The sequence below is a fragment of the Sagittula marina genome, assembly GCF_014196795.1.
GTDB lineage: Bacteria > Pseudomonadota > Alphaproteobacteria > Rhodobacterales > Rhodobacteraceae > Sagittula > Sagittula marina.
In genome coordinates this window covers 345339-369142 of sequence record NZ_JACIEJ010000004.1, presented here as the reverse complement: position 1 = coordinate 369142, position 23804 = coordinate 345339, and the positions used below count along the sequence as shown (strand labels likewise).

At 61.8% G+C, this 23804-nt stretch carries 17 protein-coding genes and 1 pseudogene; 13 read left to right on the top strand and 5 right to left on the bottom strand.

The features are described from left to right. The first annotated feature begins 347 nt into the window (after window positions 1-347). From GGQ68_RS10200 to GGQ68_RS10185, 4 genes and pseudogenes are all read left to right on the top strand, one after another. Window positions 348-776 carry a hypothetical protein gene (locus GGQ68_RS10200; protein WP_183965609.1) on the top strand — a complete coding sequence of 143 codons (429 nt, stop codon included), beginning with the start codon at window positions 348-350 and terminating at the stop codon, window positions 774-776. Between the two features lie 21 nt (window positions 777-797). Beyond that, window positions 798-1832: a ribosome small subunit-dependent GTPase A gene (rsgA, locus tag GGQ68_RS10195; RefSeq protein ID WP_343055917.1), complete on the top strand. Its 1035-nt coding sequence runs from the start codon at window positions 798-800 to the stop codon at window positions 1830-1832. A gap of 763 nt (window positions 1833-2595) precedes the next feature. After that, window positions 2596-2954, top strand: a pseudogene (locus GGQ68_RS24975) (DUF7868 domain-containing protein). Window positions 2955-3428: 474 nt separating this feature from the next. Next, on the top strand, window positions 3429-3704 hold the full coding sequence (locus GGQ68_RS10185; RefSeq protein ID WP_183965605.1) for a hypothetical protein: 276 nt from the start codon (window positions 3429-3431) through the stop codon (window positions 3702-3704). Between the two features lie 74 nt (window positions 3705-3778). Here the strand turns inward: GGQ68_RS10185 and GGQ68_RS10180 are convergent, their stop codons facing one another. From GGQ68_RS10180 to GGQ68_RS10170, 3 genes are read right to left on the bottom strand one after another with little or no spacing between them, the layout of a single operon-like run. Next, complete coding sequence (locus GGQ68_RS10180; protein WP_183965603.1) at window positions 3779-4180, bottom strand: acyl-CoA thioesterase; 402 nt, start codon at window positions 4178-4180, stop codon at window positions 3779-3781. After that, window positions 4177-7599 (bottom strand): ATP-binding protein, encoded by a 3423-nt coding sequence (locus GGQ68_RS10175; RefSeq protein ID WP_183965601.1) that lies wholly within the window; start codon window positions 7597-7599, stop codon window positions 4177-4179. The genes GGQ68_RS10180 and GGQ68_RS10175 overlap by 4 nt, the downstream gene beginning before the upstream one ends. Continuing rightward, window positions 7599-8834 carry a metallophosphoesterase gene (locus GGQ68_RS10170; RefSeq protein WP_183965599.1) on the bottom strand — a complete coding sequence of 412 codons (1236 nt, stop codon included), beginning with the start codon at window positions 8832-8834 and terminating at the stop codon, window positions 7599-7601. Before GGQ68_RS10170 ends, GGQ68_RS10175 begins: the two co-directional genes overlap by 1 nt. A gap of 391 nt (window positions 8835-9225) precedes the next feature. Between GGQ68_RS10170 and GGQ68_RS24840 the strand changes: the two genes are divergently transcribed. The 8 genes from GGQ68_RS24840 to GGQ68_RS10130 all read left to right on the top strand — a co-directional run bounded on the left by GGQ68_RS24840 (window position 9226) and on the right by GGQ68_RS10130 (window position 18374). Beyond that, a complete protein-coding gene (locus GGQ68_RS24840) occupies window positions 9226-9423 on the top strand; it encodes a cyanase (protein ID WP_183965597.1) in 198 nt (65 codons plus the stop codon). A 115-nt stretch (window positions 9424-9538) separates the two neighbouring features. Continuing rightward, on the top strand, window positions 9539-11212 hold the full coding sequence (locus GGQ68_RS10160; RefSeq protein ID WP_183965594.1) for a thiamine pyrophosphate-dependent enzyme: 1674 nt from the start codon (window positions 9539-9541) through the stop codon (window positions 11210-11212). Window positions 11213-11349: 137 nt separating this feature from the next. Next, window positions 11350-12375 carry a LacI family DNA-binding transcriptional regulator gene (locus GGQ68_RS10155; protein WP_183965592.1) on the top strand — a complete coding sequence of 342 codons (1026 nt, stop codon included), beginning with the start codon at window positions 11350-11352 and terminating at the stop codon, window positions 12373-12375. Window positions 12376-12518: 143 nt separating this feature from the next. Then, complete coding sequence (locus tag GGQ68_RS10150; protein WP_183965590.1) at window positions 12519-13823, top strand: ABC transporter substrate-binding protein; 1305 nt, start codon at window positions 12519-12521, stop codon at window positions 13821-13823. A gap of 117 nt (window positions 13824-13940) precedes the next feature. Continuing rightward, window positions 13941-14807 (top strand): carbohydrate ABC transporter permease, encoded by an 867-nt coding sequence (locus GGQ68_RS10145; protein ID WP_183965588.1) that lies wholly within the window; start codon window positions 13941-13943, stop codon window positions 14805-14807. A 9-nt stretch (window positions 14808-14816) separates the two neighbouring features. Next, window positions 14817-15647 carry a carbohydrate ABC transporter permease gene (locus GGQ68_RS10140; RefSeq protein ID WP_183965586.1) on the top strand — a complete coding sequence of 277 codons (831 nt, stop codon included), beginning with the start codon at window positions 14817-14819 and terminating at the stop codon, window positions 15645-15647. 48 nt (window positions 15648-15695) lie between these two features. Then, entirely contained in the window at window positions 15696-16718 is a 1023-nt protein-coding gene (locus GGQ68_RS10135) for an ABC transporter ATP-binding protein (RefSeq protein WP_183965584.1), read from the top strand. A 192-nt stretch (window positions 16719-16910) separates the two neighbouring features. Further along, the gene (locus GGQ68_RS10130; protein ID WP_183965582.1) at window positions 16911-18374 is read left to right on the top strand and encodes a mannitol dehydrogenase family protein; all 1464 of its coding nucleotides are present in this window, start codon (window positions 16911-16913) and stop codon (window positions 18372-18374) included. A gap of 366 nt (window positions 18375-18740) precedes the next feature. Here the strand turns inward: GGQ68_RS10130 and GGQ68_RS10125 are convergent, their stop codons facing one another. Together GGQ68_RS10125 and GGQ68_RS10120 are read right to left on the bottom strand one after the other, a co-directional pair. After that, window positions 18741-18977, bottom strand: coding sequence for a hypothetical protein (locus GGQ68_RS10125; protein WP_183965580.1), 237 nt, complete (start codon window positions 18975-18977; stop codon window positions 18741-18743). A 152-nt stretch (window positions 18978-19129) separates the two neighbouring features. After that, entirely contained in the window at window positions 19130-20131 is a 1002-nt protein-coding gene (locus GGQ68_RS10120) for an extracellular catalytic domain type 1 short-chain-length polyhydroxyalkanoate depolymerase (RefSeq protein ID WP_183965578.1), read from the bottom strand. Window positions 20132-20363: 232 nt separating this feature from the next. Here GGQ68_RS10120 and GGQ68_RS10115 point away from each other — a divergent pair, with 232 nt between their 5' ends. Next, window positions 20364-23789 (top strand): transglutaminase family protein, encoded by a 3426-nt coding sequence (locus tag GGQ68_RS10115; RefSeq protein ID WP_183965576.1) that lies wholly within the window; start codon window positions 20364-20366, stop codon window positions 23787-23789. The last annotated feature ends 15 nt before the right edge of the window (window positions 23790-23804 follow it).

The window sequence follows — 23804 nt, the reverse complement described above, 5'->3', positions numbered from 1 at the left end:
AACAGCAGCATGATGCTGCGAGCGAGGAGGAGACTATGGCAAGACAACCTCGCCGGACCCACGGCCCGTTCTTCAAAGCGAAACGCGCGGTGGCTGCCGTGTCATCGCGTCGCGATGCATTGCCGGGCAGGGGGTGAAACGGGTGGGGGGAGGCGCTTTATCGCTTCCCGCGACCTCGAAACCGTCACCGGGGCGCAAGGCCTCCCCCATCTGTCCGGAAAGTTGCCCAACACCCGGCCCAACCATGTCTGAGCCATGGACCTCACCGAAGTTCCCATGGCGCGAGCCCTAATCTATCTGCCGTGTTGGACTGGTTCAGCAGGCGCGTGCTGTGCGGGCGGGTGTCGATGGCGCTCGAGGCGGACTGCTGGATCAAAGCGGCCAAGTCACATCAACTGAACTTATCGAGGTTCTGGTGCGCCGGAAAAGCGAGATTGGCATGCATCTCGGTGATTGCATGCCATCACCTGCCGGTAATAGATGCCAAAGTAGCTTGGCAGGACAATGCCGTTGTCGAACGCCTCTGGCGGATCATCAAATTCAAGGAGGTCTACCTGCGGGGCTTTGCCAGCCTATCTACTATCCCGGCTTCTACAACACCCGGCGGCCCCATTCATCGCTTGACGGGAAGACCCCGGATCAGGCCAACTTCAAACAGCCGGTGCCGGATGCGGCAACAGAGCAACCGAGGCGAAAACCACTTGGAGAACGCCCTGAACCTGTTCTGCTTAACCGAGCCAGTTCTGACTTCTCCCAAAAGCCTGCGCAGATCCTGAAACGATATCATGTGAGACCTCGTGACACATTCCTCTGACCCATCGGCACCCTTGGCCAGACTTGGCTGGTCCTCGTATTTCGCCAATCAGCTTGCGCCAGCCGACGCGGATCTTGCCAAGATGCGCATCGCAACAGTCCATCGCAGCAGGTTGACTGTGGAGACCGGGGCAGGAACTGAAAGGATCGGTCTGCCGGAGGGCGTTTCTACAATGGCTTTCGCCGTCGGGGATTGGGTTCTGGTGGACCCCGCGACGATGGTTCTGGTGCGGCGATTGGAAAGGAATACTCTGCTGGAGCGGCGAACCGAGGGGGACCGGCCCCGGCAGCTGATCGCCGCCAACGTAGATACGGTCTTCATCGTGACGTCCTGCAATGATGATTTCAATCCGGCACGTCTGGAGCGGTACCTTGCCATGGCAAACGAAGCTGGCATTGTCCCCGTGATCGTTTTGACGAAGATCGACATGGTCGCCGATACCGCTCCATACTTAAGCCAAACAAAAGCGCTTCAGCGTGATCTTGATGTTCTCTTGGTCAATGCAAAGCTGCCGGAAGCGGTGCAGATCCTGGCGCCTTGGTGCGGTTTGGGACAGACCATAGCCCTTGTCGGATCGTCCGGGGTGGGCAAATCGACGTTGTTGAACATGCTCTCTGACAAGTCTCCCGAGGAGGTCCAGCCGACCGGCCCTGTACGCGCGTCCGACGACAAGGGGCGCCACACGACAACGTCGCGCTCGCTTCATGCGATCGTCGGTGGCGGGTGGGTCATCGACACGCCAGGCATGCGCACAGTGCAAGTGAGCGACGTTTCATCCGGGCTTGATGTGTTGTTCGCAGAGATCGTCGCATTGGCCCACGACTGCCGGTTCAGGGACTGCACCCATGCCGTGGAACCGGGCTGTGCGGTTCAGGCCGCGGTAGCAGCCGGAACTCTCGATCAGGCACGTCTCGACCGTTGGTCTAAGCTCTCCAGCGAAAATTCGACCAACACACGGCAACTGTCCGGGCCGCGTGGCAACAAGGCCACCAAGGCGCGGCGCAACAAGCGACAATGAGTTGTCCGCTTGGACAATCCAAACCTGCCGTTCGTGAAACGCGCCGAGTGACCGCTGGTCGGTCATCCGGGATATGCGGCTTCAACCCGCAGGGCGGAGCGTTTCAATTCGCTGCAAGTTTGCGGATCGTGTTCGGGCAGGGCGCAAGTGACCATTCTGGAAACTCTGTTGCATAAGTTGCGGCCTTGTATCCCTTTGTCCTCAGAGACACGTCTTCCGTTTCGGCTCTATCGAATGTGAAGAAGCGGTTCGTTCCGGCAACACGCTCCTGAGGGTCAGCCACTCTGCAATCAGGTCTCGGTGCCACCGGCTACCGGCCGCTGGCCAAGCAGTGCATCCGCTGACCGGCAGGGGATTCGCAAAGAACGAGTCACACGGTGTTTCGCCACAACGCGACTTCGGCGCTGGTATCCATTTCGTCTTTGCGGGAGTGCCCGTTCAACCTATCTCACCGCCCGGGGGTCGCCTTGGTGCGCAATGCATGGCACCGTAACACTCGCGGGTGCCGTAGGCGCCGTTCATTGTCCTGAAGGGCGCCACGCAAGGATGTCCCGCGAGGGGATGAACAGATATACCGGCCGTTGCGAACCCCGAAGCGAATTGCTCACCGCCAAGGTCATTTTTCCAGTGTGACGCAGTACTGCAATTCGGCACTGACCAGTCCAAGCCCGCTCAACTGCAAGCCGCCTTTGACGACCCCGGTCATTTGCTGAAGCACTATGCCCGACGGAACTTGCATCCTTTGTCGGAACATTGTTTCGCAATGCGTTGTCATGAGGGGACCGGCACACCGGATCGTATTTTCCTGAACCTTGAGAACGTGCGCAGCCGGGCGGACGCAGTGGTCTTTCAGGTCTATGTGGCCTTTCCACCGGGAAGGGGCGCCAAAATCGCCCGGAACATCTTGCAGGCACCATGTCGCTGTTCGGGGCATCACTGGCCAGCGATCCGGACGGGGCACATGCCGGCAATGGTATGACCTACGTGCTTGAAGTGACGAATGTATTCGACCGCCTGCACATGTCGGGGAAACTGGCCGCAGGCGAGGGCCACGTGAAACTGGTGCCGACGGAAAATAACCCCGAGGAGGCCGATGCCACCGTCAGTGCGATCAGCGTCTAACACCAAGGCGGCTGATGCAGCGTCACATTGGTGCGGTGTCTGGAGCCTGTTGCGGGGTTTTGGCGCTTGGCGCAGCAAGGCTCGGCCTTCTGACTTTTGCACGGGCGACGCGCTGAGCACTGTGACAGCGGACCAAGTGGCGTAGGCGGTGTCTCGGGTGTCGCCTTGGCGGCGGTCTATGCGGTCGTGTGGCCGGTTGCGCCGATGCGGCAGCAGGCACTGAACCGATGCCATGCGCGCCCGACCTTGGCCGGACGCAGGACAACGACCTGCGCGGCGCGTACGGGGGCGGCACGCAGGTTGGTGCGCACTTTTCTGCGCGGCGCCGATGCTGATGGCGTTGGTGGTGCCTTTCCTTCAGTTTCGGCGTGATGGCGCTGGTGGCACTCTGACTTTGGGCGGATCGACAGGAGCCCGCGCGCGTCCCGCGTCTTGGCCTGCACATCCCAAAGCAAGCGGGCAGGCGGCTGATCTATGTTGCCCGCCGTCTTCGTTAACGGCGAAATCGGGCACCCGTTGCCCGGTGGTGACCAGCGTAAAAACATGACCGTCGCCAAGCAGGTTGCCTGCAATGATCCGCGCCATCCACAGGCCCCGTGCCGTCAGAGCGGCATCGTCAATAATCCCGAGGAGAAAGCTTTGCATTGCGGTGTCATTGGAAAGGAGGGACTGCGTGGCGGCATCCTCCTCCTCATGCATGAAATAGGCAATAACGCGACGTTGGACCATTTCAGGCCTCGCGAGATGTGAACCCAGATTACACTTAATGCGTGTAATGTGCGGTGCAGCAGCCGTATCTGGAAAATACCATTGCGAGCGGTGTTTCAGACCAGCAGGTCGCGCAGCGCCGCCACCTCCCCGGCAGCCAGACGCCCGTCGCGGTCCACGAAGACACCGCGCCGTTCGCGGCCTTCGAGCAGCAGGCGGTCACCGTCTGTCGCGCGATAGGTCAGTTCAAAGCTGCGAGACGACCAGATGATCTCTGTCAGGGCATAGGTGATCGTTTGCCCCTCCAGGCCGGGGGATCGAAAGGCCAGTGTCGCCTCCATCAGCCCGAAGCCGCGCGATTGAAGTCGTTCGCACAGTGCCTTGTGCCCATCGGCGCGCTCGGCCAGATAGGCTTGGAATGTCTCGTCCATCCACCTGAAATAATTCGGGTAATAGACGATGCCTGCCGGGTCGCAATCGCCAAAGCTGATCCTCTGGACGCGTGTGAAGAGGGTCATATGCGATGCACCTTCGGCGCAGTGGTGCAGACCTCTTGCGCGATGTCGACCACGTGGCGGTGGTGCGTCAGGTAAATCGCCTGGCCGCTGCGGCCGATGCGTTCCATCAGGCGGCAGGCGGCGCGGGTACGGTCCTCGTCAAACGTCTCGAATATGTCGTCACAGAAAAACGGCAGCACCACCCCCTGCGAAACAAGCTGTTCGTAGGCGGCGGCACGCAGGGCGAGGTATAGCTGGAACCGCGTGCCCTTGGACAAATCCGCCACTTGCTTGGCGGTGCCGTTTGCGTCGAGCACTTGCAGCACCTCTGACGGGCCATTTACTTGTGGCACCAGCCGGGTGTAGGCGCCGTTGGTCAGTTCGGCAAAAGCGCGTTCCGTGGCTTCCATCATACCGCTGCGGTGGCTGTCACGATATCGGCGAATGGCTTCTTCGGCGAGGCGCAGGCCAAAGTCCCGCTGCAGGTAATCGAGCGCGGCCTCCTCCAGTTGCAGTTCAAGCGTCGTGCGGCGTTCGACGAGGCCGGCGATTTCGGCGTCGCCGGTGATGGATTGCAGATCGCGTGCGGCGGCGGCGCGGTCGCCGATGGCCTGGGTCAGCGCGGTCTCCGCGCGGTCAAGGTCGGCGGTGAGCGTCTGTTCCTCCGCCTCCAGCGCGGTGGCAGATGTGTCGGCCAATCTGTCACGCACAGTGTCGAGGTCGGCTGCGCCCAGATCAGAGGTCAACCCGCGATCCAGTTCCATCAAACGCTGGCGTTTGCGGATGATTTCGCGGGCGGTGGCATCGGATGTTCGCAGGGCGTCGAGCGTGTCGCGCGGCGCGCTGTCCGGAAAGGCTGCGGCGAGGCTGCGTGTCTCGTGGCCAATGGTGTCGAGGGTGTCCTGCGCGGCCTGCTTGTCTGCGGTGTGTCGCGTGAGCTGATCCGTCAGGCGGTCGCGTTGGGCGGCGTTGTCCAAGGCCTCCCGTGCGTGCGCCTGAAGCGCGGCGTAGCGGTCGAGCGGATCGCCCGGAGCGACGCCAAAGCGCGCAGCGAGGCGCTCGATTTCGTCTGCGAATTGCGCCTGATCCTGTTCCATGGCCCGGATCTGATGCACGGCCTGGGCGCGCTGGGCGTCGTCCTCGCGCAGGCGGCGCAGAGGGTCGAGCGAGGGCAACAGCGCGTCGGGTGACAAGTGCCCTTTGAACAGATCCTGCACCAGTGTCTGCCAAGCGCTGTCTGCCAGCGCCTTTGTGTTTTGCGCGCTTTGGTGGCGGGCTTGGCGGGTGTCACGGTCGCGGGTCAACTCGGTGACAGTGGCGTCCGTTGTGGCGCGACGCTGCGCATCTTGCTGGGCGTCGCGTGCCATGGCGCGGGCCGTGTCGAGCGCGGCGTCGAAGTCGGGGTCTTGCTGGGGCAAATGCGGGCGCAACGCGTCCAGTAGGCTTTGCGCCCGGGCAAGGATGGGCGCTTGCTCTGCCTGCGCGGCGTCAAGCTGACGCTGTGCCTCAGCGGCGGCGGTATGGGCGGTGATCCAGTCTCGCAGGGCGCTGGGAGAGAGGTGTGGCAGGCCCGCCTGGATGCAGGCGTTGGCAGTCTGCGCTTCGACGGTTTCACACTCGGCGCGGAGCGTGTCGAGACGCCGCTCCGCCTGGGTGGCGCGTGTCTTTGCCTCTGCCTGGGCGAGTGCGATTTCGCGCAGGCGGGCGACGTCCTGGGCGTGGGCCAGCCGCGTCTCGGAGAGGTGGTCAAAGCGGGTCATTGCCTGTTCGAACGCCTGTGCTGTGGCCGTGTCGAGCGTCTCCAGATGCGTTTGCCACAGCGCGTCACGGGCGGCGCGTGCCTCTGTCGCATCCGTATCACTGACGGTGCCGCGCTTGCCGATCTGGGCCGCCTGCACGCTATGTCGCTCGGCGGTCTCTTGGGAATCGGTGATCTCTTGCGTGGTGCGCGCGATCTGGTCGGTGAGCGTGGCGTGACGGTCGGCAATGGCGTCCGCAGTTGCCGGATCAAACGGCGCCACTGGAAGCGCGTCAAAAGCCGTCGCCCCGCGTGTCAGGGCGACCAAAGCCGTGTCGCGGGCCTCGCGGGTGCTGCGCAGGCGCGTCATGGCGGTGGCGTAGGCGCGGGCGATGCGGTCGGCATCGTGGCGCAACAGCAGATCCGCGAGTGTCGTCCCCACCGGCGTTTGCGCGGAGAGGTCGCGTTGCGCTTGCAGCGCGGTCGCCAGCCGGTCGTCAAGTGTCGCAAGTTCATCGGCCTCTGTCTGCACCGTTTGCGCGGCCTCGCGCATCTCATCACGGGCCGCTTCGAGGCTTGCGATCTGCGGCGGGGAGCAGACCAAAGCGGTGGGGTCTGTATCACCGGACAGTCCCAGGTCGCGCGCGTGACGCTGCATGCGTTCCTGCGCCTCGTCACGGGTGCGGCGGCGTTTCGGCAAGTCCGGACGGGCGGACACATAGCGGCTGTGCAACTCGTCCAGAGCCTTGAGGTCAGCGACGAGCGTCTCTGCCTCTGGTGTGATGGTCAGGGCGTCGCGGGCCTGCCTTGCCTGCGCGATGGCATCGGTCAGCCGGATGAGGTCGGCCTGCGCCTTTGCCTCGTCGGTGGTGAGCTGCACCAGCCGGTTCGGGTCCAGATCAAGCGTGTCTGGCCAGCCTTCCGTGCCGTCGAGCTCCGCCGCCAGTGCATCGCGTTCAGCCATGCGGGGCAAGGCGCGGCGCAGGGTGGCAACCTCGGCGCGGCGTTTGTGAAGGTCGTCGCGTTCGGAGCGGGCGGTGTCCTCGCGCGTTTGCGCCTGCTGCTGCGTCTGGCGCAGTTTCTTGAGCATGGTGGCGGAGGTGTCGTTGTCGCGGATCTGGCGGTCGATTTCGGCCAGATCCTTTTTCAACAAGGCCATGCGGGTGCTGCTGGCGCGCTTGCGATAGATCTGGTCGGCCTCGTTGCGCGCCTCTGTCAGCACGGCGCTGAGGTCAGCGATGCCTGCCGCTGCAGAAAACAACAAGCGGCCGATGTCGCCCTTTGCATTTGCGATGTCCTCGCCGCCGGTCTCGATTGTTTCGTCGTCGAGACAGAGCAGCGCTCGGTAATCGGTCAGCGACAGCCCTCCAAGGTGCCCGGAAATCGCCTGTTCCGCCAGCACGTTGCCGCGCGCATCGAGCAGGCTGTTGCGCCCCGGCACGCGGACAAAAGACTTCTCCGCGCCGTCGATGTCCAGCACGCCGGACAGGCGCATGTTCTGGCGACCATGTTTGAAATCATAGCCGTCATTTTTGGCCGGGAAACCGTAAAGCAGACGCAGCGCGGCCTCCATCGTGGTGGTTTTCCCCGCTTCGTTCGGGCCGTAGATCAGGTGGAAGTCTCCATCGCCACCGGCGCCAAAATCATAGGTTTGATCGGTGAAATGGCCAAAAAGGTCGAGGGACAGGTGGCGCAGGCGCATCAGTCGGTGGCCCCTTTCATACGGGCGAGCATTCCGGCAGCGCCGTTGCGGGCAAGGTCAGTGGCGAGGGCGCGGGCTGCGTCCTCATCGGGGAGCAGGACTGCGCGGCGTGCCACCGGCAGATCTTCAAGCAGGGCGCGCATATCGGCATGCAGCGCGTCGGCAAAGCCGGGCTCGGTGGTGATTTGCGCCATCAGATCCGCCAAGGTGTCGGTTGCACTGACCGATGGGCCGGAGGTTCGCGGTGCCTTCAAGTCAAAAGACAGCTTTTCGAGCCAGAGAACGCCGGTGTCTTGCGCGGTCTTGTCGATGGTCTCTTGCCAAACATCTCGGTCGCGCAGGATCTGCCAGTGCAGATCCGTGTGACCGGTGAGGGTCAGGCGCAGGATGCCTGTGTCCGAGGTCAGCGATTGCGCAGTGTCGCGCAGGCGGGCGCGGAGCAGATCGCGCAAGGCGTCGGCGCTGGCGCAGTCGGTCACGTCGATCTCCAGCGCGGTGAATTCCACGGCAGAGGTGGGGACCTCTTCAACCTGGATCTGGCCGTCGGTGATGGTGAGCAACGAGGCAGAGCGCGGCCCTGCCTCGCCAATGTCACGGCCCTGCGGGCAACCGGGCATGATGACCCAAGGGGACTGTGCATGAACTTGCCGCTTGTGCACATGGCCCAGCGCCCAATAGTCGAAGCCCGCAGCTGTCAGCTCGGCGACGGAGCAGGGCGCGTAGGTGTCATGGCCCTCCGATCCCGCCAGCGAGGTGTGCAGCATGGCAATGTTCACGGCCCCCTCGACGGGAGGGGCGAATTTCGGGAGCAGGCTGTCCGGCGCGTGACGGCCAGAAAAGCTGACGCCATGTATCCACAAGTCGGACGCCAGCTCATCCTTGCCGCCGTGGCCAGTGAACACATGCACATTGTCAGGCAGGCTGAGTTCGCCGGTGATCGGATTGTCGGCGTCGTGGTTGCCCTTGATGTAATAGACGCGGATGTTGGCGGCGCGCAGGCGGTCCAATTCGCCGGTCAGAAAGGCTGCGGTGCGGGCGCTGCGTTCCGCACCGTCAAAAAGATCCCCGGCAATCAACAGCGCGGCCACCTGTTCCGAAAGCGCGGTGTCCACGATGCGGGTAAAGGCCGTGCGCGTGGCGGCCATCACACGTGTCCGCAGCCCCTCGTCCTTGAGCGCGAGGGATTTCAACGGTGAATCGAGATGCACATCCGCTGTGTGTAGGATTTTTGTCACTGGGAAACTCCTGCCTTGGCGGGACTATGACGGCAGGACTAAGGGGGCGCAACGCGGTCGCCGGGAAATCTGAAGCCGATGCGGTTGGCAATGAGTATTCCGGAAAGCACAGTTTGTGCATGGGTCCGAACCGCCGCCTCTCAGGGCCCCGGCTGGCGAGCATGGCACCGGGAATAAGCACTGCGGGGCCGCACGGGCGGAATTTCAGGTGAAATCAAACCGTCCTTCGACACGACGGTTGCGCACCCGCAGCACCGAGCATTCCGCATAAGTCAACACGATCAGAGGGGCCTTCCCACCAGATACGGCCAAGACGCTGGCGAGCAAGCGCTACTCGGCCGTATCCCGTGAGTGCGCTGACAAATCCTCCCCCAAGGTCTTTGCCCGGACGGTGCCCGCCGTTCCCCGCATCTACCAACTTTCTTACGCCGTCGGTGTTTGCGGCCTGACGTTGAAGGCGTGGAGCCATGAGACCTTCGGCGGCGCAATCATGGCTGCCACCGCCTTAGAGATGTCGGCGGAACGGGTCCAAAACTCCCCCAGATCACCGGGTCGACGTGGAAATGTCCGGCAAATTAATGCAGCGTAATACTTGGTGAGCGTCCGGGGCAGGGGCACATCGTGTGCGAGCGCTAGCTGCCTTCGCGTTGCACTCTCCCTCACAACAGGCAATGCTCCGCCCGTTAACAAAGGGATCGAGCAACATGGCACAGCGGCACGGCGGTAACCTCTTGGTGGAATGTCTTGTAAACCTTGGGGCGACAAAGGCGTTCGGGGTTCCGGGGGAAAGCTATCTGGCGGTGCTTGACGCGATGCACGACACCGAGGGGCAGCTCGACTACGTGCTCTGCCGCAATGAAGGCGGCGCAGGGTTCATGGCCGCCGCCTGGGGCAAGCTGACTGGTAAACCGGGCATCTGCATGGTCACGCGCGGACCGGGGGCAGCGAATGGTTCCATCGGCATTCACTCCGCCATGCAGGATTCCGCGCCAATGCTGGTGTTTGTCGGGCAGGTGGGCACAGACATGAAGGGTCGCGAGGCGTTTCAAGAGCTGGACTACCGCGCGGTGTTCGGGACGATGGCGAAATGGGCGGTGGAGATTGACCAGACCGACCGCATTCCAGAAATCATCGCCCGCGCCTGGACGGTGGCCACCACGGGCCGACCCGGTCCGGTGGTCATTGCCTTGCCGGAGGATATGCTTTCAGCCCCGACCGATGCGAAACCGATCAAGGGGCCAAGCCGCATCGCCGCACCGACGGTCAACCCGGGAGCGGAAAATGACGCGCGGGAACTGCTCGAAGCGGCCAAGCGCCCGCTGATCTTTTTCGGGGGCAGCAACTGGAGCCCGGAAGGGCGCGCGGCACTCCAGGCCTTTGCCGAAGAGAACAAGATCCCCGCTGTCGGCGTGTTCCGCTATCACGATCAGTTCGACAATCACTCATCATGTTTTGCGGGCCATGCCGGGGTTGGCATGTGGCCATCGACGGCCAAGCTGATCCGCGAGGCCGATGTGGTCCTTGCCATAAATGTCCGCTTTGGCGAAAATTCGACGCAGGGTTATACTCTGTTCGACGTGCCGGAGCCCAAGCAGACGCTGATCCATGTGCACGGCAGCGATCTTGAACTTGGCAAGGTGTATCAGCCGACACTGGGCATCCATGCAGACCCCTCGGATTTTGCCATGACCATGGTCGAGGGCGGCCCGCTGGAGCGGCGGGATACCGGGTGGTGCAAGCAGGCGCGCGAAGCTTACCTGGCTGGCTTTGATGTGCCAGAACAGCCGTCGCCGGTGGATATGGCGGAGGTCACCAGGTATCTGCAAAAGACCCTGCCAAAGGACGCGATCCTGACCAATGGCGCGGGAAATTTCGCCATCTGGCCGGGCTACTTCTTTCGCTATGGCAAGGGGCAGCGTCTGCTCGCGCCGCAGTCCGGGGCCATGGGCTACGGACTGCCTGCCGCCATCGCTGCCAAGGTCGCCGACCCGAAGCGTACTGTGGTCTGTTTTGCCGGGGATGGCGATTTTCAAATGACTTCGCAGGAATTGGCCAGCGCAGCGCAGGCCGGGGCGCAGCCGATCGTGCTGATCCTCAACAACGGCATTTATGGCACGATCCGGGCGCATCAGGAACGGCACTACCCGGGGCGGGTGTCCGGCACGTCCATGGAGTCGCCGGACTTTTCCGCTCTCGCCAAAGCCTACGGATTCCACGGGGAACGTGTTGAAAACACGGCAGACTTCCCCGAGGCATTTGAACGCGCGCTGGCCTCTGAAACCGGCGCTGTGCTGGATCTCAACATTTCCGAAGAGGCGCTGAGCCCACGCATGACCCTGTCGCAAATGCGCAAGGCTGCGGCCGCTGCTGGCGCATAAGTGCGTCAACCTGCCATGAGTTTCAATTGAGGGTTGTGGCGCGAAGCAAGTTGATTTTTTCCGCGCGGCAAGTAACGGTGAAACATTCGAAAAGAAAAAGGTCGCCAAAGTAAGGCGGCGCGGAGGATGCGTCACTCATGTCACAGGTCAAAATCCGGAATATGGAAGAATTCGCGTCAGTGAGCGGGATTTCCCGACCCACGGTCTCGAAGTATTTCAACGACCCCGACAGTGTGCGCCCTTCCACCCGCGCCAAGATCGAAGCCGCGTTGGAGACATATGAGTACCGGCCCAACATCTTTGCCGTAAATCAGAACCGCAAGCAGACCAAGACCGTGGGCATTCTTGTGCCGTATCTCGCAGACCCGGTTTTTGCCGAATTTGCCCGAAACATCGAACAGCGCTGCGTCGAGCTTGGTTACCGTCCGACGATCTTTTCGTCCCATGGCGTTCAGCAGACGGAAAATGACATTCTCGACAATTTGCTGGCTTTGAAACCAGCAGGCGCGTTGCTGGCGCCTTTGGGGCGTGAATCGGACGTCGCGGCGGTGCGGGCCTTTTGTGATGAGGTCCCTACGGTCCTGTTCGATTCCAATATCGCGGACACAGGGCTGGCGTTTTGCGGAATGGACAATCCTCAATTCACCCGGCTGATCGTTGAATATCTGTGTCGCAGCGGGCAGCCGCCGTGCTTCTTCGAGATGAAGACCCCGGCCAACCCGAACGCCCGGAAACGCCGGCAGAGCTACCTGGAGGCAATGCGGACTTTGGGCTTTGAGCCACAGGTGTTCAGCGTAGCCGGTGAGGGCTGGCACTTCGAGGAAATTGGCCGACAAGGCGGACACAAGGTGCTGACCTCGGGGGAGATGCGGACCAACACTGTTCTTTGCTCAAACGACCGACTCGCCATCGGTTTTATCACCGCTTGTTACGAGCTGGGTATGAGCGTCGGGCGTGCAGAAGGCTGCGCGATTCGAGTGGCGGGGCAGGATGACCACCCGTTCTCCAGGTACACTTGCCCGCCGTTGACCACCATCGCGCAAGATTACGATACCGTTTCCAAACACGCGGTTGCCACCCTGTTCCGGGCCATCGAGGGGGAGGAATTTCCCTATGAGGTCAATCTGTTCGAGGGGAAATTGGTGATGCGGGACTCGGCTTGATAGTGGCCTTCTCCCCTTGCTGCCGTCACGGTTTTTCTGCGAGTGCAAACTAATAAATTATCGCGCGTAAAGAAATTATTGACGGTGCGATTAATTTACGGCTAGGGTTCATTTGTCACATCTGAACCATAGGGAGGAGCAAGATGTACCTTAAGAACGCACTTCGTGCGGCGACCGCGCTTACGCTGGTCACCACGGCTGTCCACGCCGAAACGCTCACCATCGCCACCGTGAACAACGGCGACATGATCCGCATGCAGGGTCTCACCGACGATTTCACCGAAAAGACCGGTCATGACGTCGAATGGGTCACGCTGGAGGAAAACGTGCTGCGTCAGCGCGTCACCACCGACATCACCACCAAGGGCGGCGCTTTTGATGTCATGACCATCGGCATGTACGAAACCCCGATCTGGGGGGCGAACGGCTGGTTGGTCCCGCTCGACGATCTGTCCGAAGAATACGACGTCGACGACATCCTGCCCGCGATGGCAGGTGGCCTGAGCCACGACGGCACGCTTTATGCGGCACCGTTCTACGGCGAAAGCTCCATGATCATGTACCGCACCGACCTCATGGAAGAGGCCGGTCTGGAAATGCCCGAGGGGTCGCCCACTTGGTCCTTCATCCGTGAAGCCGCTGCGGCGATGACCGACCGCGATGCGGACATCAACGGCATCTGCCTGCGGGGCAAGGCCGGTTGGGGTGAGGGCGGCGCCTTGATCACGGCAATGTCCAACTCCTTTGGCGCACGCTGGTTCGACGAAAACTGGCAGCCCCAGTTCGACACCGATGCGTGGAACGAAACTCTGACGTTCTTCACCGAGATGATGAACGAAAGCGGCCCGGCGGGCTACGCGACCAACGGTTTCAACGAGAACCTGTCGCTGTTCCAGCAGGGCAAGTGCGGGATGTGGATCGACGCGACCGTTGCGGCGTCCTTTGTGACCAACCCCGATGATTCCACTGTTGCGGACTCCGTGGGCTTTGCGCTTGCACCGCACAAAGAGGGCATCGACAAAAACGGCAACTGGCTCTGGGCATGGGCGCTGGGCATCCCGGCGGGCACTCAGAAAGAAGAAGCCGCCAAGGCGTTTGTCGAGTGGGCGACCTCCAAGGACTACATCGAACTCGTTGCCGAAAACGAAGGCTGGGCCAATGTTCCTCCGGGCGCGCGGACCTCGCTTTATGAAAACGAAAACTACAAGGACGTGCCATTCGCTCAGATGACGCTGGATTCGATCTTGTCGGCTGATCCGAACAACCCGACCGTGGACCCCGTTCCCTACGTCGGCGTCCAGTTCGCGGCGATCCCGGAATTCGCAGGCATTGCCACCGACGTAAGCCAGGAATTCTCTGCCGTGTATGCGGGGCAGCAGTCTGTCGAAGAAGCGTTGGAAAAGGCTCAGGCCCTCACCACCGACGCTATGGAAGCAGCCGGCTACTAAGGCTCCTCCCGGTCGAGGGGCGGCACGTCCGCCTCTCGGCTTTTTTCTATCTTTCACCGTTATTACCAACCTTTGAAGGCGGGCGTTTGCGATCCGTCAACAGGGAGAAAGCACCCGATGGCCACTCAGCATTCCCGCTCGGCCGCCCGGCTGATGATGGCACCCGCCGTTGTCTTGCTGCTCGGCTGGATGCTCGTCCCGCTTACCATGACGCTGTATTTCTCGTTCAAGAAATACCTGCCGCTGCGCGGTGGCGACCTTGGGTGGGTGGGCTTCGAAAACTATGTTCGTTTTGTCACGTCCTCGGCTTTCTGGCCGTCGATCCAGACCACGCTGGTCCTTGTGGGCGGCGTTCTGATCATCACCACGGTGCTGGGCATTTTGCTGGCGCTGCTGCTCGATCAGCCGATGTGGGGGCAGGGGCCTGTCCGCATTCTGGTCATCGCCCCCTTCTTTGTCATGCCGACCGTGTCGGCGCTGGTCTGGAAGAACTTCTTCATGGACGCCAACTACGGGCTGTTCTCTTACCTCTGGGAGTTCTTCGGGGCCGAGCCGATCCAATGGCTCAGCCAGGCGTCCATGCCGTCGCTTGTCCTGATCGTGTCATGGCAGTGGCTGCCTTTTGCCACGCTGATCCTGCTGACCGCGATCCAGTCGCTCGACAGCGAACAGCTGGAAGCAGCGGAAATGGACGGTGCCCCGGCGCTGAAACGGTTCTGGTTCATCATCCTGCCGCACTTGTCGCGGGCGATTTCCGTGGTCATCCTGATCCAGACGATTTTCCTTCTGGGCATCTTTGCAGAGATCTTCGTCACCACGGGCGGCGCGTTTGGCACCAAGACCCTGACCTATCTGATCTACCAGCGTGTTCTTGAAAGTCAGAACATCGGACTGGGCTCCGCCGGTGGCGTCTATGCCATCATCCTCGCCAACATCGTCGCGATATTCCTGATGCGGATCGTCGGCAAGAACCTGGACAATTGAGGGTAGATCATGGCTCGAGCTGTTACGACACAACGCAAAGCGATCAACACCGCACTCGCCTGGGCGATCGGTCTGCTGATCTTCTTCCCCATCCTCTGGACCATCCTGACCTCGTTCAAGACCGAGGCCACCGCCATCGCCGATCCGCCGGTCTTCTTCTTCTTCGACTGGACGCTGGAAAACTACGGTGTGGTCATGGAGCGATCCAACTACGGCAAGTTCCTGTGGAACTCGATTGCCATCGCCGGCGGGTCCACCCTGCTGGGCGTGATCATCGCGGTGCCTGCCGCGTGGTCCATGGCTTTCGTGCCGGGGCGGCGGACAAAGGACATCCTGCTCTGGATGCTCTCGACCAAGATGCTGCCGGCGGTTGGCGTGCTGTACCCGATTTACCTGCTGTTCATTAAGCTGGGCATTCTGGACAGCAAGATCGGCCTGATCATCGTGCTGATGCTGATCAACCTGCCAATCATCGTCTGGATGCTGTATACCTACTTCCGCGAAATTCCTGGCGAGATCCTCGAAGCGGCGCGGATGGATGGGGCTGGACTGAAGGAAGAGATCATCCACGTGCTGACGCCGATGGCGCTGCCGGGGATTGCCTCCACGGTGTTGCTGAACCTGATCCTGGCGTGGAACGAGGCGTTCTGGACCCTCAACCTGACCGCAGCGGAGGCAGCCCCGCTCACGGCCTTCATTGCCAGCTACTCCTCACCCGAGGGCCTGTTCTTCGCCAAACTGTCGGCGGCGTCCACCATGGCCATTGCGCCGATCCTCATTCTTGGCTGGTTCAGCCAAAAGCAACTCGTCCGTGGCCTGACCTTCGGCGCGGTGAAATAAAGCCCTCTAGCCGCGAAAGCGATAGGGCACGTATTGGGAGAGAGACTTATGGGACGCATTGTTCTCGAGAAAGTCGTCAAACGTTTCGGAGAAGCCGAGGTCATTCCGCCACTGGATCTGACCATCGAAGATGGTGAATTCACCGTTTTTGTCGGCCCGTCGGGCTGCGGTAAATCCACGCTTCTGCGCCTCATCGCAGGGCTGGAGGACACCACCGACGGACGCATCGTGATCGACGGTAAGGACGCCACAGGCCTGCCACCCGCAAAGCGCGGTCTGGCCATGGTGTTCCAGTCCTACGCACTGTATCCGCACATGTCCGTGCGCAAGAACATCGCCTTTCCGATGAAGATGGCGGGCATGGACCAGGCGGAGCAAGACCGCCGCATTGCCAAGGCCGCCGGCGCGCTGAACCTGACGGATTATCTTGACCGTAAGCCTGGGCAGCTGTCCGGTGGTCAGCGTCAGCGCGTGGCCATCGGCCGGGCCATCGTACGCGAACCCTCCGCATTCCTGTTCGACGAACCGCTGTCCAACCTTGACGCAGCACTGCGCGTCGGGATGCGGATGGAGATCAGCGAGCTGCACAAGAAGCTTGCGACCACGATGGTCTACGTGACGCACGATCAGGTCGAAGCCATGACCATGGCCGACAAGATCGTCGTGCTGCGGGCAGGCCATGTGGAACAGGTCGGCTCGCCGCTGGAACTGTACCGCACGCCGCGCAACACCTTTGTCGCAAGCTTCATCGGATCGCCTAAGATGAACCTGATCGAAGGGCCAGAGGCCGCAAAGCACGACGCACACACCATTGGCATTCGCCCCGAACACATTGATGTTTCGAGCGAAAGCGGTCTTTGGTCCGGTGTCGTCGGCGTGGCGGAACATCTGGGATCGGACACGTTTTTCCACATCCACGAAACCGGGCTGGCAGAGACCATAACGGTGCGCGCGGATGGCGAGGTGTCTTTGACCCACGGGGACAAGATCTACCTGACGCCCCGCCCGGACGTGATCCATCGCTTCAGCGCCGATGGCCTGCGTATGAAAGATGAGCTGGCCGTCGCTTGACACGGTTGGCGGGTTAGACCGCGCTGATAAGACCTGTTTGCGCAGGCGGAAACGGGCTTCCCTTTGCCACGAAACCTGTGGTGAAGGGCGCGTGCAACCACGGTGGACACTGACGCCGATCATGTGCACACGCGGCAAAATGAATGAGCTAACGGGTCGGCCACCTGCGTACGGCCCGCAAAGGACACGGATATGAAACTCTCGAACGCAACATTGGGCTCGCTGCCCGAGGGCATCAAACGTCCCACCTACGACCGGACGGCGCTGACGCCCGGTATCGTGCACATCGGGCTTGGCAACTTTCACCGCGCGCATCAGGCGTGGTATCTGCACCAGCTGATGCAGCTGGGGCATGCACAGGATTGGGCTATTCTTGGCGCGGGAGTGCGGCCCTACGATGCGGCCATGAGAGACCGTCTGAAGGCGCAGGATTGCCTGACCACCCTGATCGAACTGGACCCCAAAGGACAGTCCGCCGAGGTCACCGGGTCGATGATTGACTATATCGAAATCGTCGAAGGCAACCGCCCGCTCATCGACGCCATGACACGGGAGGAAATCTGCATTGTTGCGCTGACCGTCACGGAGGGCGGCTATTACGTCACCGCCAATGGTGACTTTGACGAGGCGCACGCGGACATCCTGCACGACGCCGCCAACCCCGATACACCGCGCACGGCCTTCGGGGCGATCGTCTGTGCATTGAAGGCACGCAAGGACGCGGGAACCGGCCCCTTCACGCTGCAAAGTTGTGATAACCTTCAGGGCAACGGCGACATCCTGCGACAGACCGTCGTGGGCCTCGCGCGTCTGTCCGACCGTAATTTGGCTGCCTGGATCGAGGAAAGCTGCACCTTCCCGAATTCCATGGTCGATTGCATCGTGCCTGCCACCGGTGCCAAGGAAGTCGCGCTGGCCAAAGAGCTTGGCATTGATGACGCGGCGCCGGTCACGCATGAGAACTTTCGTCAGTGGGTGATCGAAGACAGTTTCTGCGCGGGCCGTCCGGAATGGGAACTGGCGGGGGCGACCTTTACCGACGATGTGCACGTCTACGAGGCGATGAAGATCCGCATCTTGAACGCGGGCCATCAGGTCTTGGCCAACGCGGCTGAAATCCTGTCACTGCCGACCATCGCATCGTGTATGCAAGACGAGGATGTCAGCGCATTTTTCGCCAAGGTCGAGGCAGAGTGCATCGTGCCCTATGTCCATCCTGTGCCCGGCATGGCACCCACGGAGTACGCCGACCTCATCGCACGTCGCTTCGCCAACCCGATGATCCATGACACCACACGCCGCGTGGCCTTTGACGGATCTTCCCGGCACACCGGGTTCTTGTTGCCGATTTTGCGTGATGCCATCGCGGCAAGGGGATCGATCGAAGGGTTGTCATTGGTCGAGGCGCTCTGGGCCCGCATGTGCAGCGGCCAGCGCGAAGACGGCACAGTGATTGAGCCAAATGATCCGATGTGGGAGGCGCTGACCGAAGCGGCCATGAAAGCCAAGGAAGATCCGGCGCATTGGTTGGAGCAGCACCAGATTTACGGCGATCTCGCGCTGCACGGCAGCTTTTCCGAGAGCTTTGCCAAATGGCTGAACATGCTTTGGCGCGATGGCACCCGCGCGACACTGAACGTCTATCTCGCCAGCTGAAGCCGCTTGAGTCTCTGACATAAAAGGCGTGCCCAACCGTCGGTGGGCGCGCCTTTTTCTGTTTCTTGGGATGGTCTCTCCAACCCCGAAATACAGCAGTGTTCATGCGAGAGCACCGTGTTTTCAGCGCGCCCTCTCATCCTCGCTGGCAAGACCATGGGTGATCGTGACCGATGGAAACGTCGATTTGGACAATTTGCCCCGGCTCGTGCGCGGAACCTCACCAAGCGGGGGTGACGATGCCATCGGTCGAAAGCCTTAAGAACATGTGAATCTTAACAAGACGTTAAAGTCCGGCACGTAGAAGCATATTTCGATCTTCGGGGGCTGCAATCCGAGCGGAGGCCCAAGTCTGACACGTTCCGGTCAGCACCGCGCGGCGTAGGTGCGAAACTCATCCCAAGGCAGCGTTTCTTCGACCGCTTCGGCATAGGTGTCGCCCACGGTAACGTGGCCTGTGTCCTTGCGGTAGTCCAGCACAAGCAGCCGGCCTTTCCATCGGGAGCGGCGCTCCGCGAAAAGGCGATCCTCAACCATTTGTAAAAAGGCTTCGGGCTGACCGGAGAACTCGGCCTTGATGTAGGCTGCTAGGACTGGTGTCATACCAGTATGCTTGCTCAGATTTAACTTTGAGTCAACTTTTACGAGTCTGCGGGGGTGCGTTGAACGATGAACCGCGACAGAATTGGGCAAAGGTGAACGAGGCGTCAGGGGGCCTCTGCGGCCCGATACCAAGGCGCGCGCGGTCCGTTTTGTCAGGGTGTCAGTCCCCAAAACGCCGCGATGTGGCGCACGGCACACAGGTCAGCATCGGCGATGTGCGGGCCTGCTGTGCCACAGGCGTTTTCGGGATCAATCGGCACTGCGTGGTCGAAACCCGGCAGCGCCCATGTCTCGATCCGGGCGGCGCCGCTGTTATCCGTATAGACGCTTCGGGTCGCGGTGCCGATACTCTGGATCAGGTCGGGGGTCTGGTCGAGCCCTTGCACCGCAGTCCATTGATCGGTGAGCTCTTGCAGGTTGCGGGGATCGACGGTGTCATCAGCGCCGCCTTGCCACAAGGAGAGCAGCGGCCATGTGTCTCGCGGGCCAGAGACGGCGGTCACATAGCTGGCCCAGTCCCGAGGGCTTCGGTCTGAGGCGTCGTACCCATAAATGCCGCAGGCGTAGGTGGCATCCAGCCCATCGACGGGCATGTAATGGTAAACCGACCACAGCCAGTCCCACGCGCTGGCGGGGCGATTGCAGCCGTAAGGCACCCCGGCAAGGATCGCGCCACCGGCAAAGCGCTCAGGGTGGTTGGCCATCATCGCAGCCGTCATGCCGCCGCCACCAGAAAGGCCGAGAATATAGACGCGGGCCGGGTCGGCGTCGTGTTGCGCCAGAACCGCGTCGATCATCGCCAGAATGGATGCGCTTTCGCCCTGACCGGGACGGTTGTCAGCCTGATCGTAGAAGCGGAAACACTGGTTGGACATGTTGGCGGGGTTCTGGTTCGGCAAGAGCAGCAGGAAAGGCGTTGCGTCCGCGAGGTTCGCCAACCCTGTCTCGTTATCGAAGTCGGCAGCCTGTTGCGTGCAGCCGTGCAGAGCCACGACCAAGGGCAGGCCGGGCGAAGTGTCAGGAGGCACATGCAGCAGCGCGCCGAGGGTGCCGGGGTTCGGTGAGAAATCGGTAAACTCCGCTGTCTGACCAAAGGCTTGGCTGGCCACGAAAAGGAGGCTGGCATGGATCACGGAAAGGCTGGCAAAGGTCATGCTGAATACAATCTATTAATGATTAAATTGATTGACTGATTTCGCATAACGGGTACTCGGTCAATCCATGCTGCGCGAAGAGGCCTGGCCTCGCTGAGCCGTTCCGCGCTTTGCGATGATTTTGGGCGGACCCTGTGCAGATGCCTGCCGATTGTGCTGCTGTGCATAGGTTCGCTTTACTTCATCGGCACATAAATGTCTTGTGAGGGTTAACGCAGCAATGGGGGCCTTCATGGCGATCACCGCGAGCATTCGTCACCTGACGCACTACAAGTACGACCGGCCGGTCAAGCTCTCACCGCAGATCATCCGCCTGCGCCCGGCGCCGCACTCTCGGACGCGGGTGATCTCGCACAGCCTGAAGGTCGGGCCGGAGCCTCACTTCGTCAATCACCAGCAGGACATCTATGGCAACTGGCTGGCACGGTTCGTTTTTCCGGAGCCGGTGACAGAGTTCTCAATCGAGGTGGACCTCGTCGCGGATATGACGGTCTACAACCCCTTCGACTTTTTCCTGGAGGAAGAGGCGCAGCAGTGGCCGTTCGAGTATCCCGCCGAGCTGCAAAACGACCTGGACCAGTATCGCAAGGCTGTGGATCTGACGCCGAAGCTAAAGGCCTGGGTCGACAGCATTCCGCGCGAAAAGACAGGGACGGTGGATTTTCTCGTCGCGTTGAACGCGCGGCTTGAGGCGGAAATCGACTACCTGATCCGCATGGAGCCCGGCGTGCAGACGCCGGAGGAAACGCTGGAAAAGGGCTCTGGCTCGTGCCGGGACACGTCGTGGTTGCTGATCAATATCCTGCGGCATCTGGGATTTGCCACGCGGTTTGTGTCTGGCTACCTGATCCAGCTGAAACCGGATCTGGAGGCGCTGGACGGCCCCTCCGGCACGGATCACGACTTTACCGATTTGCATGCCTGGTGCGAGGTCTATCTGCCCGGCGCGGGCTGGCTCGGGCTTGATCCGACCTCCGGCCTGATGACCGGCGAAAGCCACATCCCACTGGCTGCGACGCCGCATTACGCCAATGCCGCGCCCATCGTGGGCGGCTTTCAGGGCGATCCGGACACGCAGACGGACTTCAACTTCGAGATGGAGGTACACCGCGTCGCGGAACATCCGCGCATCACCAAGCCGTTCTCGGAGGAAAGCTGGCAGGCGCTGGACAAGCTCGGGCGTGAGGTCGATGCCGTCATGGAAGCCGAGGATATGCGCCTGACCATGGGCGGCGAGCCTACCTTTGTCAGCATCGACGATTTCGAAAGCGAGGAATGGAACACCGCCGCCGTGGGGCCGACCAAGCGTGACCGCGCCGACCAGCTGATCCGCAAGCTGCGCACGCGCTTCGCGCCCGGTGGCTTCCTGCATTACGGTCAGGGCAAATGGTATCCGGGCGAGACATTGCCGCGCTGGACGTTCTCGCTGTTCTGGCGACGTGATGGCGAGCCGATCTGGAAAAACCCCGATCTGGTGGCGCCGGAAACGCAAACCGGTGCGGAGGCGGAGGACTCAGAACGCTTCATGCAGACCTTTGCCAGGACGCTTGGCATCGAGGATGACTTTGTGCGGCCCGCTTTCGAAGACCCCGCCGAGTGGGTGCTGAGGGAGGCCGGGCTGCCGGTCAACGTGACGCCCGAGGATCCCAAGCTGAAGGATCCGGAGGCCCGCGCCCGGATTGCGCGGGTGTTCAATCGGGGGTTGACCAAGCCCGCCGGACACATCCTTCCCATTCAACGTTGGCAGGGGAAGGCGCGCGCATCGAAGTGGGTGTCGGAGCATTGGAAGACCCGTCGCGGTCACATGTTCCTGATCCCCGGCGACAGCCCGGTTGGCTTTCGTCTGCCCTTGGGCACGCTGCCGCATATTCCGGCCTCGCAGTATCCCTATACCTATGAGGCCGATCCCAGCACGCCCGTGGCTGCGCTGCCGGATTTCCATCAGGAGCTCGACGAGCGACGTCGCCTGATCCTCGACGAACTGGAAAAGATCGCTGCCGAAGAAACCAGCATGCTGCCCGAGGTGACAGAGCAGCACAAGCAGCCGGTCTCCGGGCTGAAAGCTGAGGAAAGCGGCAGCGACCGCGCCGCACAGAACCCCATGATGATGGAGGGGGTCGATCCCGCACTGGGCTACGTGCGCACGGCCATCGCCATAGAGCCGCGCGACGGGCGCCTGTGCCTGTTCATGCCGCCAGTGGGCGCGTTGGAGGATTACCTTGAACTGCTGGCCGCGGCAGAAACCACCGCCGAGGAGCTGGGCCTGCCGATCCACATCGAAGGATACGCGCCACCCAATGATCCGCGTCTGAACGTGATCCGCGTTGCGCCCGACCCCGGTGTGATCGAGGTGAACATTCACCCGGCGCAAAACTGGCAGGACTGCGTGGCGATCACCGAAGGCGTCTACGAGGATGCGCGCGCCTGTCGTCTGGGCGCGGAAAAGTTCATGATCGACGGCAAGCATGTGGGCACCGGCGGCGGCAACCACGTCGTTGTGGGCGGGGCCACCACCTACGATTCGCCGTTCCTGCGGCGACCCGATCTTCTGCGGTCACTTGTGTTGTACTGGCAGCGACATCCGGCGCTGTCCTACCTGTTCTCGGGCATGTTCATCGGGCCGACATCGCAGGCCCCGCGCATCGACGAGGCGCGGCACGATACGCTGTATGAATTGGAAATCGCGTTGTCGCAGATCCCCGATCCGGGCGAGGATATGCCGCAGCCCGCGCCGTGGTTGGTGGATCGGCTGCTGCGCAACATGTTGATCGACGTGACGGGCAACACTCACCGGGCAGAGCTGTGCATCGACAAGATGTTCTCTCCGGATGGGCCGACGGGCCGGTTGGGTCTGCTGGAATTTCGCGGCTTCGAGATGCCCCCCGATCCGCGCATGTCGCTGGCGCAGCAACTGCTGGTCCGCGCGATCCTTGCGCGGCTGTGGAAAAACCCGATCAAGGGCAAGCCGGTGCGCTGGGGCACGCAGCTGCATGACCGTTTCATGCTGCCGCACTTTGTCTGGGCGGATTTCATGGACGTGCTGCGCGACCTTGATGACAACGGTTTCACGCTCCGCCCCGAATGGTTCGAAGCGCAAAAAGAGTTCCGCTTTCCCTTCGCAGGCGAAGTCTCCTACGAAGGGGCAAAGCTGGAGGTGCGGCAAGCGCTGGAACCCTGGCACGTGCTGGGCGAACGCGGCGCGATTGGTGGCACGGTGCGCTACACCGACAGCTCGGTGGAGCGGATGCAGGTGCAGCTGACCACGCTGAACCCGGACCGCTATATCGTCACCTGCAACAAGCGGCAGGTGCCGTTGACCGACACGGGCGAAAGCGGTGTGAAAGTGGGCGGCGTGCGGTTCAAGGCATGGCAACCCGCAGAGGCGCTTCATCCGGTGCTGGGGGTCGACGCACCGCTGGTGTTCGACATCTTTGACACGTGGTCGGGGCGCTCGCTCGGGGGGTGCACCTACCATGTGGCCCATCCCGGCGGACGCAACTACGACACCTTCCCGGTGAACACCAACGAGGCGGACGCGCGCCGTCTGGCACGGTTCGAGGGCAACGGCCATACACCGGGCACATTCTGGCCCGCGTCGGAGGCACCGCATCCGGAGTTCCCGATGACACTGGACCTGAGGCGTTCCCCCGGCGTATGACTGCCTCCTGAAAAG